The 15,701-nt window shown below is 65.5% G+C and carries 12 protein-coding genes and 1 pseudogene; 9 read left to right on the top strand and 4 right to left on the bottom strand.

Annotation, left to right across the window (positions count from 1 at the left end; genetic code table 11):
- Positions 1–136: 136 nt before the first annotated feature.
- On the top strand, positions 137–2,800 hold the full coding sequence (locus ACVWY3_RS31585) for a bifunctional diguanylate cyclase/phosphodiesterase (protein ID WP_456841962.1): 2,664 nt from the start codon (positions 137–139) through the stop codon (positions 2,798–2,800).
- Between the two features lie 168 nt (positions 2,801–2,968).
- On the opposite strand, the pseudogene ACVWY3_RS31580 reads toward ACVWY3_RS31585, so the two are convergent.
- Positions 2,969–3,478, bottom strand: a pseudogene (locus tag ACVWY3_RS31580) (phosphatase PAP2 family protein); the annotation flags it as partial.
- Between the two features lie 679 nt (positions 3,479–4,157).
- Between ACVWY3_RS31580 and ACVWY3_RS31575 the strand changes: the two are divergent.
- The gene (locus ACVWY3_RS31575; RefSeq protein ID WP_456841961.1) at positions 4,158–4,517 is read left to right on the top strand and encodes a hypothetical protein; all 360 of its coding nucleotides are present in this window, start codon (positions 4,158–4,160) and stop codon (positions 4,515–4,517) included.
- Between the two features lie 61 nt (positions 4,518–4,578).
- On the opposite strand, the gene ACVWY3_RS31570 is transcribed toward ACVWY3_RS31575, so the two are convergent.
- Positions 4,579–4,701, bottom strand: a complete 123-nt coding sequence (locus tag ACVWY3_RS31570) for a hypothetical protein (RefSeq protein WP_456841960.1) — start codon at positions 4,699–4,701, stop codon at positions 4,579–4,581.
- Positions 4,702–4,796: 95 nt separating this feature from the next.
- Positions 4,797–4,973 (bottom strand): hypothetical protein, encoded by a 177-nt coding sequence (locus tag ACVWY3_RS31565; RefSeq protein ID WP_283083237.1) that lies wholly within the window; start codon positions 4,971–4,973, stop codon positions 4,797–4,799.
- A gap of 130 nt (positions 4,974–5,103) precedes the next feature.
- Between ACVWY3_RS31565 and ACVWY3_RS31560 the strand changes: the two genes are divergently transcribed.
- The 3 genes from ACVWY3_RS31560 (at position 5,104) to ACVWY3_RS31550 (ending at position 7,706) form a co-directional block, all read left to right on the top strand.
- Positions 5,104–5,241, top strand: a complete 138-nt coding sequence (locus ACVWY3_RS31560; RefSeq protein WP_456841959.1) for a hypothetical protein — start codon at positions 5,104–5,106, stop codon at positions 5,239–5,241.
- A 127-nt stretch (positions 5,242–5,368) separates the two neighbouring features.
- Positions 5,369–6,484: a lactonase family protein gene (locus ACVWY3_RS31555; protein ID WP_456841958.1), complete on the top strand. Its 1,116-nt coding sequence runs from the start codon at positions 5,369–5,371 to the stop codon at positions 6,482–6,484.
- 334 nt (positions 6,485–6,818) lie between these two features.
- Positions 6,819–7,706, top strand: coding sequence for an efflux RND transporter periplasmic adaptor subunit (locus tag ACVWY3_RS31550; RefSeq protein ID WP_456841957.1), 888 nt, complete (start codon positions 6,819–6,821; stop codon positions 7,704–7,706).
- A 381-nt stretch (positions 7,707–8,087) separates the two neighbouring features.
- Here ACVWY3_RS31550 and ACVWY3_RS31545 read toward each other — a convergent pair whose 3' ends face one another.
- A complete protein-coding gene (locus tag ACVWY3_RS31545) occupies positions 8,088–8,936 on the bottom strand; it encodes a caspase family protein (RefSeq protein ID WP_456841956.1) in 849 nt (282 codons plus the stop codon).
- Between the two features lie 426 nt (positions 8,937–9,362).
- On the opposite strand from ACVWY3_RS31545, the gene ACVWY3_RS31540 reads away from it, so the two are divergent.
- The 4 genes from ACVWY3_RS31540 to ACVWY3_RS31525 all read left to right on the top strand — a co-directional run bounded on the left by ACVWY3_RS31540 (position 9,363) and on the right by ACVWY3_RS31525 (position 15,692).
- The gene (locus ACVWY3_RS31540; RefSeq protein WP_456841955.1) at positions 9,363–11,093 is read left to right on the top strand and encodes a hypothetical protein; all 1,731 of its coding nucleotides are present in this window, start codon (positions 9,363–9,365) and stop codon (positions 11,091–11,093) included.
- A gap of 249 nt (positions 11,094–11,342) precedes the next feature.
- Complete coding sequence (locus tag ACVWY3_RS31535; protein ID WP_456841954.1) at positions 11,343–12,065, top strand: thermonuclease family protein; 723 nt, start codon at positions 11,343–11,345, stop codon at positions 12,063–12,065.
- Between the two features lie 107 nt (positions 12,066–12,172).
- Entirely contained in the window at positions 12,173–13,360 is a 1,188-nt protein-coding gene (locus ACVWY3_RS31530) for a pyridoxal-phosphate-dependent aminotransferase family protein (RefSeq protein WP_456841953.1), read from the top strand.
- Between the two features lie 229 nt (positions 13,361–13,589).
- The gene (locus ACVWY3_RS31525; protein WP_456841952.1) at positions 13,590–15,692 is read left to right on the top strand and encodes a S9 family peptidase; all 2,103 of its coding nucleotides are present in this window, start codon (positions 13,590–13,592) and stop codon (positions 15,690–15,692) included.
- The last annotated feature ends 9 nt before the right edge of the window (positions 15,693–15,701 follow it).

Genomic DNA, 15,701 nt, shown 5'->3' with positions numbered 1-15,701 from the left:
TGCCGCGGAGGCTTATGCCCAAGAACTTCGCCAGGAACCAACCCTCTGATTTCCTTCCGATTCATATTTTCCTAACCGTTGCTGGTAACGCGCTCTTGTCGGTTTTGCCGCATCTTGCATCCCACGGGAGGGCTGGATGGGCACATCAATCCGATGGACCGCGCGGATTCGCGCGTTGCTGCGCCGTTGGCAGGGAGCGCCGCTGACGTGGCTGATCGCCGGCGGCTTCGTGCTGATGGTAGCGATGGCCATCGGCACCGGGCTCACGGTGGATCGCTTCCGCCAGAACGCGATCGCGAGCGGGCGCGAGAGCCTGGAAAACTCCGTCCGCCTGCTCGCCCGCCATTTCGACCGCGAGTTCGAGGATTTCGCGGTGCTGCAAAAGAGCATCATCGCGGAGCTCGAAAGCCATGGCATCGAATCCGCCGATGTGTTCCGCAGCGAGATGGGCACGCTTGCGATGCACGAGGTGCTGCGCAACAAGGCCAGCGGCTGGTCCGATGTCGCCGGCGCGAACGTGTTCGATTGCGACGGCAGGCTGATCAACTCGTCGCGGAGCTGGCCCGTCGCCGACGTCTCCATCGCCGATCGCGGCTATTTCGAACGTCTCAAGAGCGATCCCGCGGCGCAGGAGGAGGTCGAGGTCGTGCCGGGCCGGTTCGGCAGCGGTCCCGCCATCGTGTTCGCGCGGCGCGTCTCCGGCCCCCACGGCGAGTTCCTCGGGCTGGTGACGCGTGCGATCACGCCGGACCAGCTCGAGTCCTTCTTCGCCTCGACCGGACTCGGCGAGGAATCCTCGATCGCGATGCATCACCAGAACGGCCAGCTGCTCGCGCGCATTCCGCATGTCGATGCCATGATCGGGCAGAATTTCCGCAACGGCCCGCCGCAGCAGCAGGCGGTGTTCGAACGCACCTTCGTCACCACGCAGCTCGCAAGCCCGATCGACGGCAAGGACCGCATCGTCGCCTCGCGCCTCCTGACCGGCGAGCCGCTGGTCGTGGTCGCGACCAAGTCGCTGGACGCCACGCTCGCCACCTGGCGCACGCAGACGAAATTCTTCGTCACCGTGGCCGTGCTGTCGATCGGCCTGCTCGTGCTGACGTTGTTCCTGATCTTCCGCCAGATGACCAACCGGCTCTCGGTGGAGAAGCAGCGGCTCGACACCGCGATGAACACCATGACGCAGGGCCTCCTGATGTTCGATCAGGACCAGCGGCTGATCGTCTGCAATCGCCGCTACATCGAGATGTACGGCCTCTCCGCTGGCGTGGTGAAGCCCGGCGCCTCTTTCCGCGACGTGATCCAGCACCGCCACGACACCGGCTCGTTCGACGGCGACGTCGATGCCTATTGCGACGACGTCCTGGACAATGTCGGTCGCACCCAGAGCGCCATAGTCGAGACCACCGACGGCCGCCTCATCGAGGTCAAGAACCAGCCCGGTGCGGCCGGCGGCTGGCTTGCCACCCATGACGACGTCACCGAGCGCATCCGCGCCGATGAGCGCATCGCGCACATGGCGCATTACGACGCGCTGACCGACCTGCCCAACCGCGTGCTAATGCGCGGACATCTGGAGCGCCGCGTCGCCGAGCTCGCCCAAGGTAATCCGTTCGCGATCCTCTATATCGACGTCGACGAGTTCAAGGGCGTCAACGATTCGCTCGGGCACGAGGTCGGCGACGAATTGCTGCGCCAGGTGGCGAACCGCCTGCGCGCCTGCGTCAGCGGCAACGACATGGTCGCACGGCTTGGCGGTGATGAATTCGCCATCATCAAGGCGGGCACCTGCGATGAGGCCGAGCTGGCCGCGCTGGCGGACCATATCCTGAAGGCGCTGCGCATGCCGGTGAACTGCAAGGGCCAGGAGATCCAGATCGACGCCAGCATCGGCATCGCGATCGCGCCCGACCATGGCGACAATCTCGACGATCTGCTCAAGCGCGCCGATCTTGCGATGTATGCGGCCAAGACCGAGGGCCGCGGCACCTTCCGCGTCTTCATCCCCGAATACGACGCCAAGGCGGGGCAGCGCCGCCAGCTCGAGCTCGACCTGCGCCAGGCACTGACCCGCGGCGAGTTCGAGGTGCATTACCAGCCGCTGGTCGACCTCGCGGCCAACGTCGTCACCGGCTGCGAGGCGCTGCTGCGCTGGCGCCATCCCGAGCGCGGCATGGTCTCGCCCGCCGATTTCATTCCGGTTGCGGAAGACACCGGCCTGATCGGCGAGATTGGCGAATGGGTCCTGCGGCAGGCCTGCACCGAGGCGGCGAGCTGGCCGGGCGATATCCGCGTGGCCGTCAACGTTTCGCCGGTGCAGTTCCGCTCGCGGACGCTGGCGCTGAAGGTCACCGGGGCGCTTGCGGAATCGGGACTCTCACCCGGCCGGCTCGAGCTCGAGGTCACCGAGACCGTGCTGATCCGCGACGACGAGGAGGCGCTCACCGTCCTGCAGCAGCTGCGCGCGCTCGGCGTGCGCATCGCGCTCGACGATTTCGGCACCGGCTATTCGTCGCTGAGCTATCTGCACCGCTTCCCCTTCGACAAGATCAAGATCGACCGCAGCTTCATCAGCGACATCGGCCAGTCCGAGGACTCATCTCCGATCGTGCAGGCCGTGGTGCACATGGCCGCCGCGCGCCGCATGGCGACGACGGCGGAAGGCGTCGAGACCGAGGCCCAGCGCGATGTGCTGCGCCAGCTCGGATGCAGCCAGATGCAGGGCTGGCTGTTCAGCCCGGCCGTGCCGGCGGCGAAGCTGAAGCAATTGCTGTCGGCGCAGGCGGTGGCGGCTTAGCTCGCCCGGCGGAGCGCGTTGGCTTTGTCGTAGGCGCTGACCGGGGGCGGATACACCTCGCCACCCGCGTCCAGTCGTTCGCCGGTTATGCGGGTGAGAGCGCGTCGGACTGCGATCCAGCTCAATAGCGCGATGGCCAGGCCCGCGGCCACATCGCAAAAAGTAATGACTGCCGTCCACCGGCGTTGCCGCGATCATCGCGACGTTGAGCAAGGCCGCGATCCAGCCGACATGTTTGACCGGCCACAGCGCCAGGAGGAAGAGCAGCCCGAGCGCGGCGTGCAGGCTCGGGAAGCTGATGATGCCCTCGGCACCCTCCGCGACCAGATGCACGAACGTGCCATCGCGCAATCCGAAGAACACCGGAAGCGGCAGATCCCGCGTCACCGGTACGATGGCGGGAGAACTGGCCGCGGACAGATGCAGATGACCCCAGACGCCTTGGGCCGGCATCGGTGTTGACACGCCGATCGTCACGAGCGTCGTCAGCACGAAGCTCAGCATGAAGATGCGCAGTCGCAGGGCATGCCCTGCCGCAGCCAGCACGATGACAATGGCGGTCGCCTGCACGGCGAAGCTCGCATAGGCAAGCGCCAGGATCCGATGCAGCAGCGGCGCGGCGTTCATCGCATCGAGCCACGACATCCAGTCGAAGCCCATACGCCGGTCTAGCACCATGAGCTCGTTGTCCCACAGCGGGAATGCCGCACTCGCCGCGACATAGGACACGGGCGCCGCGACCGCCGCAAAGGCGATGATCTGCGCCGCACTGGTGAGCGCGTCGGCGAGAGCTGCGTCCTTTCTCACGGTCGCGTAGAACCAGCTGCCCAGCACGAGCACGGAGGCAACGAGCGCGGGCTTCCAGAATGTCGCCCATTCGATGCGGAACGGTCCCAGCATCGCGGCGAGCAGCACCCCACCGGCCATGGCCGCAATCACGATCCAGACGGCACGACCGGCCTGCTTCAACCGGTCGGCGTGGAGACGTTGGGTCATGGCGGCGATCGACCAGAAACGGAGCGGGTTCTACGGACGAGGCGGGGCTTGACCGCGGAAAGAGCCGCGCACATGGGACAATGACGACCACCAGAGCCGCGGCGACTGCGGCCAGTCGAGGCCACACTGACTGACGAAGAGTTAAGGACTCGTTCTCCCGACCCTAACGGCACCGTCGCCGAACGGCAGAGGGGCCCCGGCCCGCCGCCGCAAAAATAGGATCAAACCTCGGGCCTTGTGGTTATTGCCCTGCCGAGACGGCTGGAACTCCGGCCGGTGGGCGGCAGCCAACATGCATCACGCGCGTCGCAGCAGGCTTCGCGTCTGCACGATCGCGCGTGCGCGAACCGAGCGAGGCGACATGGCGGTCGTGATTCTCAGGATGATCCCTGTTCTGGCGGCGATCGCCATGATCGGCCTGCCCGCACAGGCCCGCGACGATGGCCGCTACGCCAACTCACCGCTCAAGGGCTGGTTCGAGAGCCTGCACAGCAAGGCCGGCGGCCCCTGCTGTGCGGATGCCGACGGCACCGTGCTCGACGATGTCGACTGGGACACGCGCGAAGGACACTATCGCGTGAGGCTCCAGGGCGCCTGGATCGAGGTGCCGGATGACGCCGTGATCACCGAGCCGAATCGCGCCGGCCGCACCATGGTCTGGCCCTATTACGTCAACGGCCGCGCCTTGATCCGCTGCTTCATGCCGGGCAGCATGATCTGAGCTTCACCGGAAAACCGCAGAATGGATCAGTCGACCATGCGGCTGCACGACATGCGCGGGCTCACTTCGCCTGCCGGGCCGCCCGGATTTCGACGAACTCGGCGTCGGGATGGCTGACGATGGTGGCGACCCAGATGCCGCTGATGATCAGCGACCAGGCGGTGTCCCAATAGATCCAAAACACGTCCAGCCTCCCTTTCGCTCTCCTCCGCCCGCGGGATCGGGGTAACGGCAAGACGGGGCGGCCGTTCCCAATGAAAGTGCGGCGCAGGCGAGGCGCTATTTTGGTTTGGTCGGCGGCGGCGTGCGATCGGTTTGGCCGGTGTGGCGCTTTGCCACGACGTCCTCATCGCGCGGACCCTGGCGCGGGCGCGGCGGCGGCTTCGGCTGGCCGGCCTGACCGCCATGCTTGCCGCCCATGTCGGGCTTGCCTTCGAGGTCGTTTTCGCGGGGCATGACGGCTCAATGCGCTGGGCCCCGCATTGTTTCGCTGTTTCACCTGTGAATGAGTTCATAGGACCGTCGCTGTTTGCAGTGCACGATCGCTCGCGGCACCGGGGGTATCGCGAACGATGGACTTGGCCTGATGCGGAAACGACTCGTGGTCTGGACGATCTTGACCTGCGCGCTGGTTGCGGTCGCGGTGTGGGGCCTGCTCGGAGCTCCCAACTATGCGGCCGGCCCGCATTTGCCCTCCCGCAGCCTGACGGCGGCGGTGCGCTAGCCATCCCGCGCAACCGATACAATTTCGGCATCGATCGATCTCAATTGGAATTTCGTGCGGCGGCGCGGCTCCCGCTATCTTCGCCGGCAAAAATGACGCCGCCGCATTGGCTTTCAGGAGGAGCCCCATGTTGAGACCGACACGCCGCGGCGCATCGGGCGCTGCGATCGCTACCACACTTGCTTTGCTCGCCCTCATCTCTGGAGTCCGCCCCGGCATGGCCGAGACCTTTGCCTATGTCGGCAACGCCGACAGCAACGACATCAGCGTGTTCAAGCTGGCCGACAACGGCGAGATGACGGCGGTGCAGACCGCTGCCTTCACCGGGGTCGAGAAGCCCGGCTCCTCGACGCCGCTCGCGATCACGCCCGACCACCGCGTGCTGATTGCCGGCGTGCGCTCGCAGCCGTTCCTCGCGGCGAGCTTTGCCATCGACCCGAAGACGGGCCGGCTTAGCCATATCGGCAATGGACCGCTCGCCGACAGCATGGCGAACATCGCGGTCGACCGCGGCGGAAAATTCCTGTTCAGCGCCTCCTATGGCGGCAACAAGGTCGCGCTCAATCCGCTTACTGCCAACGGCGTTGTCGGCGAGCCAAAGCAGGTGATCCCGACCGGGCTCAACGCCCACGCTTTCCTGCCCTCGCCCGACAACCGTTTCGTGTTCGCGACCAATCTCGGCTCGGACCAGGTGTTGAGTTTTGCATTCGATGCCACCGCCGGCTCGCTGACGCCGAGCGATCCGCCGGCCTACAAGGTGCCGGAGAAATCGGGGCCGCGACACTTCGTATTCCATCCCAACGGCAAGTTCGTGTACATGATCCACGAGCTGAACGGCGATGTCGCCGCCTTCAGCTATGAGGCGAAGAGCGGCGCATGGGACGAGATCCAGCGCACCACGGCGCTGCCGGAAGGCTTCACGGGAAATCCCTGGGCCGCCGACATCCACATCACGCCTGATGGCCGCTTCCTCTACGCCTCCGAACGCACCACCAGCACGATCGCCGCCTACAAGGTCGACGCGGCCAGCGGCAAGCTGACCACGGTCGGCAGCACGCCGACCGAGAAGCAGCCGCGCGGCTTCCACATCGATCCCTCCGGCCGCTACCTCGCCGCGGCTGGCGAGCTCTCCGACAGCATGACGGTCTATGCGATCGACCAGAGCAGCGGCGCGCTGGGGAAACTAAAGTCCTATCCGACCGGCAAGAAGCCGAACTGGGTGGAGTTTCTGAGCCTGCCGTGAGGGCTGCTCCTACCTGCCCTCCTTGCGCCATATCATAAGAGGCCGTCATGCCCGGGCATAGCCGGCCGCAAGGACGGCGTCGCTTCGCTCGCCTATGTCCCGTGCATCCACGTTCTTCGTTCTGCGCGCTAAGGCGTGGATGGCCGGGACAAGCCCGGCCATGACGAGTTTGCCGGGGGGCGACCGTCAGCGAACCTCTTCGTCGCTGCGCAGACTAATCCAACAGGCGGCATCGCGCCGCCTCCGCTGCGGCATTCTCATCCGGCCGGCCCATGGTCCGCTGCGGCTGCTTCTGCTATCCATGAGGCCGTCAAGGCCCCAACCGGAATAACCGATGCGTTCATTGCCTGCGCGTTTCTTTTCCAGACATCTCGTTGCGCTCACCGGACTGTTGCTGCTGTCCGCTCCGGTCGCGCGCGCCGCCGAAGACGAGGCGCCCAAGGGGCCGGCGGTCACCGTGCTGAAGGCGGCAAAATCCTGCTTCTCGGACATCGTCGAGGCCACTGGCACCATCATCGCGCGCGAGGAGACCTCGGTGCGGCCCGAGCGTCCCGGCCTGAAGGTGACGGAGGTGCTGGCGGACACCGGCGACACCACCACGGCCGGCCAGGTGCTGGCGCGGCTGGCGCTGCCCGAAGGCGGCACGCTTCAGGTCACCGCGCCCGTGGCGGGCGTGATCGCGACCTCGACCGCGCAGATCGGCAATTTCGCCTCGGCCAAGGGCGAGGCGCTGTTCACGATCGTGGCGCGTAGCGAATATGATCTGGTTGGCCTGGTCGCAACTACCGATGTGCGCAAGCTCGCGGTCGGCCAGCAGGCGACGGTGCGGATTGCCGGCGCCGGCGATCTCGACGGCAAGGTGCGCCGCATCGGGCCGACCGTCGAGCCGAACATCCAGCAGGGCATGGTCTATATCGGCATCTCCTCACAGAAGCGGCTACTGCTGAACGCGAGCGGGCGCGCGCTGATCAAGAGCGGGCAGAGCTGCAACGTCGCGGTGCCGCTCACCGCCGTGCAATATTCGTCCGCCGGCACCGTGGTGCAGGTGATCCGCCGCAACCGCGTCGAGACCAAGCGCGTCGAGATCGGCTTGATGTCGGGCGGCAATATCGAGGTGCGCGACGGCCTCAACGAAGGCGACATCGTCGTCGCCCGCGCCGGCGCGCTCTTGCGCGAAGGCGATCCGGTGCGCCCGGCAATGGCCGCGGAGGCGGCGAAGTAGCGGACGCGATCGTCATTGCGAGCCAACGGGTCCGCGCGAAGCGCGGCCCGATGACAGGCTGCGCGAAGCAATCCAGAATCTCTCCGCGCAAGGACTCTGGATTGCTTCGTCGCAAGAGCTCCTCGCAATGACGGCGGAGAAGCAGATGTCCGCAAAGCACGCATGGCGCAGCGTGGGCAAAGCGGAGCGTGCCCACGTCTTCTATCGAGATATTTGAAAGATCGCGGGCACGGCGCGTTGCGCCTTTGCCCAACTTGCAAGAGCTGCAATTGCCGCGAAACTAAAGCGCGATGAGATTAGGATGAAGCGTCACCGCGCTTTAGGTTGTTGTTTGCGCATGATCTTTTCGGAAAACCGCTTCGCACTTTTCCGGATCATGCTTTAGCCGCCGGCTTCGTTGAACTGCACGTCCTCGAGCAGCGAGGAGGACACGGTCGGGACCTGGTCGCCTTCGGAGGCACGTGAGATGGCGACGCGAGTCTTGTTGAAGACGCTCTCGGCGCTGCCCTGCGCATTGAGGTTGTTGAGGAACTCACCAACCAGCACGCTGTGCTCGCCCTTGCCGTCGTCGACGACCTTGCCGGGCGAGGCCGAGGAGAGGATCAGCGCGTTGTCTGGCGCGCTGATCGGCGCGAGACCGTGGCTGTAGGAGCGGAAGCGGCGCTCATAGGGGTTACGGCGCGAGGCGTCGACCACGACGAGCTTGGCCTTGGCGCCCTGCTCCTTCATCATCTCGAGGACGCCCTCGATGGAGACGCCGTGGCGGCGGACGTCGCTTTCCTTCCAGATCACGGCGTCCACGGGCAGCATGTAGCTCTCGCGTCCCGCCTGCACGCCGAAGCCGCCGAAGAACAGCATGACGACGCTATCGCGCTTGATCCGCGACTTCAGGCGGTTGACGGCTCGGACCATGTCGTCCCTGGTCGCGTCTTCCACCATGTCGACGTCAAAGCCGTTCTTGCGCAGGCTCGAGGACAGCGCGCGGGCGTCATTGATCGACTGCGTCAGCGGCGCGCTGGCGTCGGGATAATGTCCATTGCCGATGACGAGGGCGAGGCGCGAGGTCTGGCCGATCGAGCCGGTGACCTGGTCGATCGAAACCGCCTTGGCGGCATCGAGCGCGCGCATGTTGAGGGCAGCATGGGCGCCGATCACCAGCGACACCGTACCGATGAGGGCTGCGGCGACTGCGATCGTGCGTCGGGAAATGTCGAGCTGCCTTAAATTCATCTCGCTTCATTCCTGTCAGTGCCAAAGACCAGCCAAGCGCGCGCACACAGTTTGGGTAGCGCGATAGCGGCTTCAGGTTTGAGGGATCGGCCGGGGATGTGCCCCCGAATTGCGCGCAATTTGCGGCGCCGCACCAAACAAACTCTTAACCGGATATCGCCCGCGGGGCAATAGATTGCCCGAAATTTCGACTAAGTCACTGAAATTATTCGCTAATTGTCACGGCCTCACATGTGGATTTTTTGCGTCCCCGTAGCCTTCCGGAGCCTCATCATGCAGTCTCCGTGCCCGGTTTTTCTGTGACCATCGTCACATTTGTTTTTCCCGCGAATCCGGGTAGCCTTTTCAAAGACTTGGCACGGGGGTGGCGCGCGGATGGGAGCGTGCCGGGCCGCTCCTGACCAAGCCCCCGCGACCAGGTATTTCATGAGCCTTCATTATTTCGCCGGTGCCGCCTGCCGGGCGCTGACAGCGCGCAAGGACGGCCCCTCTCTCTATGACGTCTGCGATCCCGTGCTGGCGGCGACCTCCGGCGGCGATCCGCATCTGGCCAAATTTTACAAGACCGCGCTCGGCAATCCCGCTTTGCGCCTGCTGCTCCACCGCGCCGGACTGCCCGAGTTGCGCGAGAAGGTGAAGCTCGCCCGGCTGCGCGAGGCGCTGACCCGCGCCCGCGACGATGCGGAGCCGGACTGGGCCGCGGTCGGCCAGCCCGTCGCCGATCTCGTCGACGGCATCACGCTCGATCATCCCAAACCGCCGCCGGCGGCGTTCACCGCTACGATGCCGCAGCACTCGCAGATCGACGGCGCGATCCGCGACTGCGCCCAGCACCTGCTCGGCTCGTACCGCAAGAACGGTTTCCTGCCGACCTATGCCGCCTTCAACCTGATCGGCGATCCTGACTTCCGTGGCCGCGAGCTGATCATGGCGCTGACGGGCCTGAATGCGCGCGGCTACAAGAACTCTTCGCTGCTGTTCAATCTCGCCCGCGTCTTCATCGCGCGCACGCCTGCGCGCGCCGTGGTCAATCCGCCCTGGAAAGGCATCGCCGAGCCGATGTGGGAGCCGGTGCAGATCCGCCACCGCTCGGCCTATTACGATGCGTTCTTCATCGAGGCGCTGCTGAGCTATCTCGAGACCGGCCTCGCCTCGCCGGCGGACAAGACGGCAGCCGAGCGCGCAATCGCCGAGATGGTGGACTTCTGCGTCAACGTCAGCCGCGAAGAGGTCGAGGGCATCGACGGCGCGCGGTTCAAGGTCATCACTGCGCTGGCACCTCCGCCGCATCCGCGCTTCTCGCGCTACTTCGCGCAGATCAAGCAGGACCTCGGCTTCGGCGTCTACGTGCCGGATTGCGACACCACGGCGTGCTCGATCTCCGCGGCGACGCAGGCCGGCTGCCTTGATGCGATCATCGACCAGCCGCTGCTGGATTTCTACGCCGGCTATCAGGTGCGCGCCGGAATCAACGAACCACGGGTGACCGTGCCGCTCAACGACCATATCGACTATGAGGGCGGTGTCGCCACCTGGATCGACAATCTCAAGGGCGAGCGGCCGTACGGCAACGATCTCGATCCGACGCTCAATCTCGACATTCTCGAGGTGAGCTTTCGCAACCTCGCGCGCTGGAAGATTTTGGAGACGCCGGCGCGGCTCGCCACGGTGCACCGGATCATCGGCTTCCAGAAACGGCTGGCCGCGAGCGGCGCCTTCGCCAATCCGCGCTCGCATATCTATTACCTGCCGGAGCTCTACAGCGCCTATTTTGGCCGCTGCTATGCGGCGTTCCTGGCGCTGCCACTGGCGGCGCAGGCGGCGATCGATCCCGACGGCGATTTCGATTTTATCCGCCACCGCGTGCTGTCCTACGTCAAGGGCGAGCTGATGGCGGCGGAGATGAACGTGTTCGACGCCGCGCTGGCGCTGATCGCGCTCGGCCATCTCGGCGCCGATCCGCGCGCCTTCGCGCCGGCGCTGAACGTGATCGTCGGAAGCCTCGGCGAAGGCGGCCGCCGCGGCCCGTTCCGCGCCTATGAGTGGAACAAGATGAAGACGCCGACGCGGATCCTGGTGGGCGGGCCGGAGGTGACGTCGGCGTTCGTGTTGATGGGGCTGGCCGTGGCGAAAAGGGCGATGGCGGGACGGGGTTAGGTTCTCGTGCCCCGGACGCAGGTCTCGTAGGGTGGGCAAAGGCGCACTTGCGCCGTGCCCACCATCTCTCTCGATCGCAAGATGCGTGGGCACGCTTCGGAGCGGCGTTGCACGCCGCACCGCGTCCGGGACACGAGCCCCAATGACAGGAAGTTGAAAGCCTATCTGTTAGGCATGAGCTGGCCGCGAGGCCAAAAGCCGACCACAATTGCGCGCCTCTATCGATATTTTCATCACACGCGGACCGGCATGTTGCGAAAATTCCTGATTGCGCTGTGTTTCCTCGTCCCGTCGCTGGCTGAGGCCGCCGACATCACCGGTACGGCGAAGGTGCGCGCCGGCGACACCGTCGTGATCGGCAACACGCGGATCCGGCTCGGCGGCATCGACGCGCCAGCGGTCGACCAGCTCTGCCTCAACACCAACGCCGAGCGCTGGACCTGCGGCGTCGCCGCCCGCGACGAGCTCGCCAAATATGCCGAAGGCAAGACCTGGGTCTGCCATACCCGATCGATCGACCGGCGCGGCCGCACCGTGGCGCGCTGCGAGGTCGGCGGCGAGGACATCCAGAAATGGCTGGTGCGCAGCGGCTGGGCGCTGGCTTATACCCGCATCTCCCATGACTACGAACCGGACGAGGCTGCCGCACGTGAGGCCAAGGCGGGCATGTGGCAAGGCGCCTTCATCGCGCCCTGGGACTGGCGCGTGCGCAACAAGAAGACCCCGATCCTCGGCGCGACCAAGCCGCCCGAGGGCGCGCATGCGGTGCTGCTCGCGTCCGCCTCGGGCCCCGTCGCGCCCTCACCGGACTGCACCATCAAGGGCAACGTCAACTCGTCAGGCGAATGCATCTATCACCAGCCGACCAGCCGCTGGTACGCGCAGATCAAGATGAAGATCAGCAAGGGCACCCGCTGGTTCTGCTCAGTGGAAGAGGCCGAAGCGGCCGGTTGCCGGGAGACTAAGAGATAACCCACTTCAGGCCTGCATTTTCGGCGCTTTTCTCAGGCCCCAGCGCCGCGTAAAAGTAGGAATCAGCGACCCACCAGCCTGTCCTCCAACAACAAGGACCAACAGCAATGACCGTTCGCGCGGGCCGGGAATTTCTGGCCATCCCCGGGCCCACCACGATGCCCGACGAGGTGCTGCGGGCGATGCACCGTCCGGCGATCGACATCTACTCCAAGGAGATGCACGATCTGACCGACAGCCTGCTCAGCGACATCTCGAAACTGTTCGCGACCAAAGGCAAGTCCTACATCTACATCGCCAACGGTCACGGCGCGTGGGAAGCCGCGCTCAGCAACGTGCTGTCGCGCGGCGACAAGGTGCTGGTGCTGGAGAGCGGACGCTTCGCAATCGGCTGGGGCAATGCGGCAGCCCTGATGGGCGCCGAGGTCGAGGTGCTCAAGGGCGACTGGCGCCGTGCGGTGCGGCCGCACGAGGTCGAGGAGCGCCTGCGCCGCGACAAGGAGCACAGCATCAAGGCCGTCGTCGTGGTCCAGGTCGATACGGCCTCGGGCGTGCAGAACGACATCGAGGCGATCGGCAAGGCGATCAAGGCGGCCGGCCATCCCGCGCTGTACATGGTCGATACTGTCGCCTCGCTCGGCTGCATGCCGTTCGAGATGGACAAATGGGGCATCGACGTCGCGATGTCCGGCTCGCAGAAGGGCCTGATGACGCCGCCCGGCCTCGGCTTCGTCGCCGCCAATGCGCGCGCGCTCGAGGTGCACAAGAAGGCGGACCTGTCGACGCCCTATTGGAGCTGGAGCGAACGCGAGGGCACGGAGAATTATCGCAAATATGCCGGCACCGCCCCAGTCCATCTGTTGTTCGCGCTGCGCCGGGCGATCGACATGCTGCACGAGGAAGGACTTGAAAACGCCTTCCGCCGCCACAGCCTGCTCGGCGAAGCCGCGCGCCGCGCGGTCTCCGTCTGGGCGGAAGGCCAGGTGCTCGGCTTCAATGTCGCGGAGGCAAACGAGCGCTCCAACACCGTGACCACGGTGACCATGAGCAACGGCCATGACCCGGCCGTGCTGCAGCGCTATTGCAAGGACAAATGCGGCGTCGTGCTCGGCACCGGCATCGGCGATCTCTCCGGACAAGCCTTCCGCATCGCCCATATGGGCCATGTCAACGCACCGATGCTCCTCGGCACGCTCGGCGTGGTTGAGGTCGCCCTGAACGCGCTGAAGATCCCGCACGGCAAGGGCGGGCTGGAGGCGGCGGTGTCGTATCTCGGTGAAGAGGTGGCGGCGTAAGCGCTCGGTGCCCCGGGCGCTGCGCAGCACCAAAAGCGCGTCCACACGCGTCTTCGACGCACTATGGTGATGCGCTGCTAAGCCGGGACCCCAGTTTGTTGCATGAGTCCCGGCTCTTTGCGTCGCGTCATTTCATGCCGCGCCGCGTCCGGGACACGAGAGACTTCTTTAAATCCCCCGCATCCGATCTGATATAGAGGCAAGACACATCCCTATATCGAGGATCGATTTGCCCAACAGCAGCAGCAAGACGCCCCCCGTCGCCCCGCGCCGGCCGCATTCCTTCACCCGGCACGGCATCACCGTGACCGACGACTATGCCTGGCTGAAGGACGAGAAGTGGCAGGAGGTGCTGCGTGATCCCGCGGTGCTCGACCCTGATATCCGCAAATATCTGGAGGAGGAGAACGTCTACACCGAAAGCCTGCTCGGCCATACCTCGGCGTTGCAGAAGACGCTGGTGCGCGAGATGCGCGGACGGATCAAGGAGGACGATTCCAGCGTGCCGTCGCCGGACGGACCGTTCGCTTATTTCCGCAGGTTCCGCGAGGGCGGGCAGCACGAGCTGTTCGGCCGCATGCCGCGCGAGGGCGGCAACGAGCAGATCGTGCTCGACGGCGACGCGCTGGCCAAACACCACAAATATTTCAAGTTCGGCGGCAGCCGGCACTCGAACGATCACAAGCTGCAGGCCTGGAGCGCCGACACCAAGGGTTCGGAATATTTTTCGATCCGCGTGCGCGACTGGGCGACGGGCAAGGATCTCGACGATCTCGTCGAGGAGACCGACGGCGGCGTGGTCTGGAGCAAGGATGGAAGGAGCTTCTTCTATGTGAAGCTCGATGACAATCACCGGCCGATGCAGGTGTGGCGGCACAGGCTTGGCACGAAGCAGGCCGACGACACACTGGTCTATGAGGAGCAGGATTCCGGCTGGTTCACCCATCTGCACGAGAGCACCAGCGGCCGCTTCTGCGTAATCGCCGGCGGCGACCACGAGACGAGCGAGCAGCGGCTGATCGATCTCGCCAATCCCGAGGCGCCGCCGCGCCTCGTCGCAGCCCGCGAGGAAGGCGTGCAATATTCGCTCGCCGACCGCGGCGACCAGCTGTTCATCCTCACCAATGCCGACGACGCCATCGACTTCAAGATCGTCACCGCGCCGCTCGCTTCGCCCGAGCGCAAGAACTGGCGCGACCTGATCCCGTATCGCCCAGGGATCTACATCATCGACCTCGATCTCTATGCCGGCCATCTGGTGCGGCTCGAGCGCGCCAACGCGCTGCCCTCGATCGTGATCCGCGATCTCACTGACGGAGACGAGCACGCCATCGCCTTCGACGAGGCCGCCTATTCACTCGACACCATGGGCTCCTACGAGTTCGAGACGACGAATCTTCGCTTTTCCTATTCGTCGATGACGACGCCGTCGGAAGTCTACGACTACGACATGGTCAAGCGCACGCGCAGCTTACGCAAGGGCCAGGAGATCCCGTCGGGCCACAACGTCGCCGACTACGTCACCACGCGCATCATGGCGAAATCGCATGATGGCGCCGAGGTGCCGGTCTCGATCCTCTATCGCCGCGGGCTCAAGCTCGACGGTTCGGCGCCGCTGTTGCTCTACGGCTACGGCTCCTACGGCATGGCGATGCCGGCCTCGTTCAGCGTCAACCGCCTGTCGCTAGTCGATCGCGGCTTCGTCTACGCCATCGCCCATATCCGCGGCGGCGCCGACAAGGGCTGGGGCTGGTATCTCGACGGCAAGCGCGAGAAGAAGACGAACTCGTTCGACGATTTTGCCGCGAGTGCCCGTGCGCTGATCGATGCCAAATACACCAGCGCGAAGCGCATCATTGGTCATGGCGGCTCGGCCGGCGGCATGCTGATGGGCGCGGTGGCAAACCGCGCCGGCGAGCTGTTCGCCGGCATCGTCGCCGAGGTACCGTTCGTCGACGTGCTCAACACCATGCTCGACGACACGCTGCCGCTAACGCCGCCGGAATGGCCCGAATGGGGCAACCCGATCGAGAGCGAGAAGGATTTTCGGACCATCCTGTCCTACTCGCCCTACGACAATGTCGCCGCGAAGGAGTATCCGGCGATCCTGGCAATGGGCGGGCTGACCGATCCTCGCGTGACCTATTGGGAGCCGGCGAAGTGGATCGCGCGGCTGCGCGCCACCATGCGCGGCGGCGGCCCGGTCCTCTTGCGCACCAACATGGGCGCCGGCCATGGCGGCGCATCGGGGCGCTTCGACCGGCTCGATGAGGTCGCGATCGTCTATGCTTTCGCGCTGTGGGCGGCGGGAATGGCGGAGGCCCGGGTGTGATCTTCTCCC

This window comes from Bradyrhizobium sp. USDA 4486 (genome assembly GCF_054057995.1).
The sequence above is the reverse complement of the archived record's forward strand: the minus strand, read 5'-3'. Positions and strand labels throughout refer to the sequence as shown.

Excerpts from the sequence above, each read along its gene's own strand:
- ACVWY3_RS31550 (WP_456841957.1), top strand. The coding sequence starts at position 6,819 with ATGCGTTCATTGCCTGCGCGTTTCTTTTCCAGACATCTCGTTGCGCTC.
- ACVWY3_RS31575 (WP_456841961.1), top strand. The coding sequence starts at position 4,158 with ATGGCGGTCGTGATTCTCAGGATGATCCCTGTTCTGGCGGCGATCGCC.
- ACVWY3_RS31560 (WP_456841959.1), top strand. The coding sequence starts at position 5,104 with ATGCGGAAACGACTCGTGGTCTGGACGATCTTGACCTGCGCGCTGGTT.
- ACVWY3_RS31555 (WP_456841958.1), top strand. The coding sequence starts at position 5,369 with ATGTTGAGACCGACACGCCGCGGCGCATCGGGCGCTGCGATCGCTACC.
- ACVWY3_RS31530 (WP_456841953.1), top strand. The coding sequence starts at position 12,173 with ATGACCGTTCGCGCGGGCCGGGAATTTCTGGCCATCCCCGGGCCCACC.
- ACVWY3_RS31585 (WP_456841962.1), top strand. The coding sequence starts at position 137 with ATGGGCACATCAATCCGATGGACCGCGCGGATTCGCGCGTTGCTGCGC.
- ACVWY3_RS31535 (WP_456841954.1), top strand. The coding sequence starts at position 11,343 with ATGTTGCGAAAATTCCTGATTGCGCTGTGTTTCCTCGTCCCGTCGCTG.
- ACVWY3_RS31545 (WP_456841956.1), bottom strand. The coding sequence starts at position 8,936 with ATGAATTTAAGGCAGCTCGACATTTCCCGACGCACGATCGCAGTCGCC.
- ACVWY3_RS31565 (WP_283083237.1), bottom strand. The coding sequence starts at position 4,973 with ATGCCCCGCGAAAACGACCTCGAAGGCAAGCCCGACATGGGCGGCAAG.
- ACVWY3_RS31540 (WP_456841955.1), top strand. The coding sequence starts at position 9,363 with ATGAGCCTTCATTATTTCGCCGGTGCCGCCTGCCGGGCGCTGACAGCG.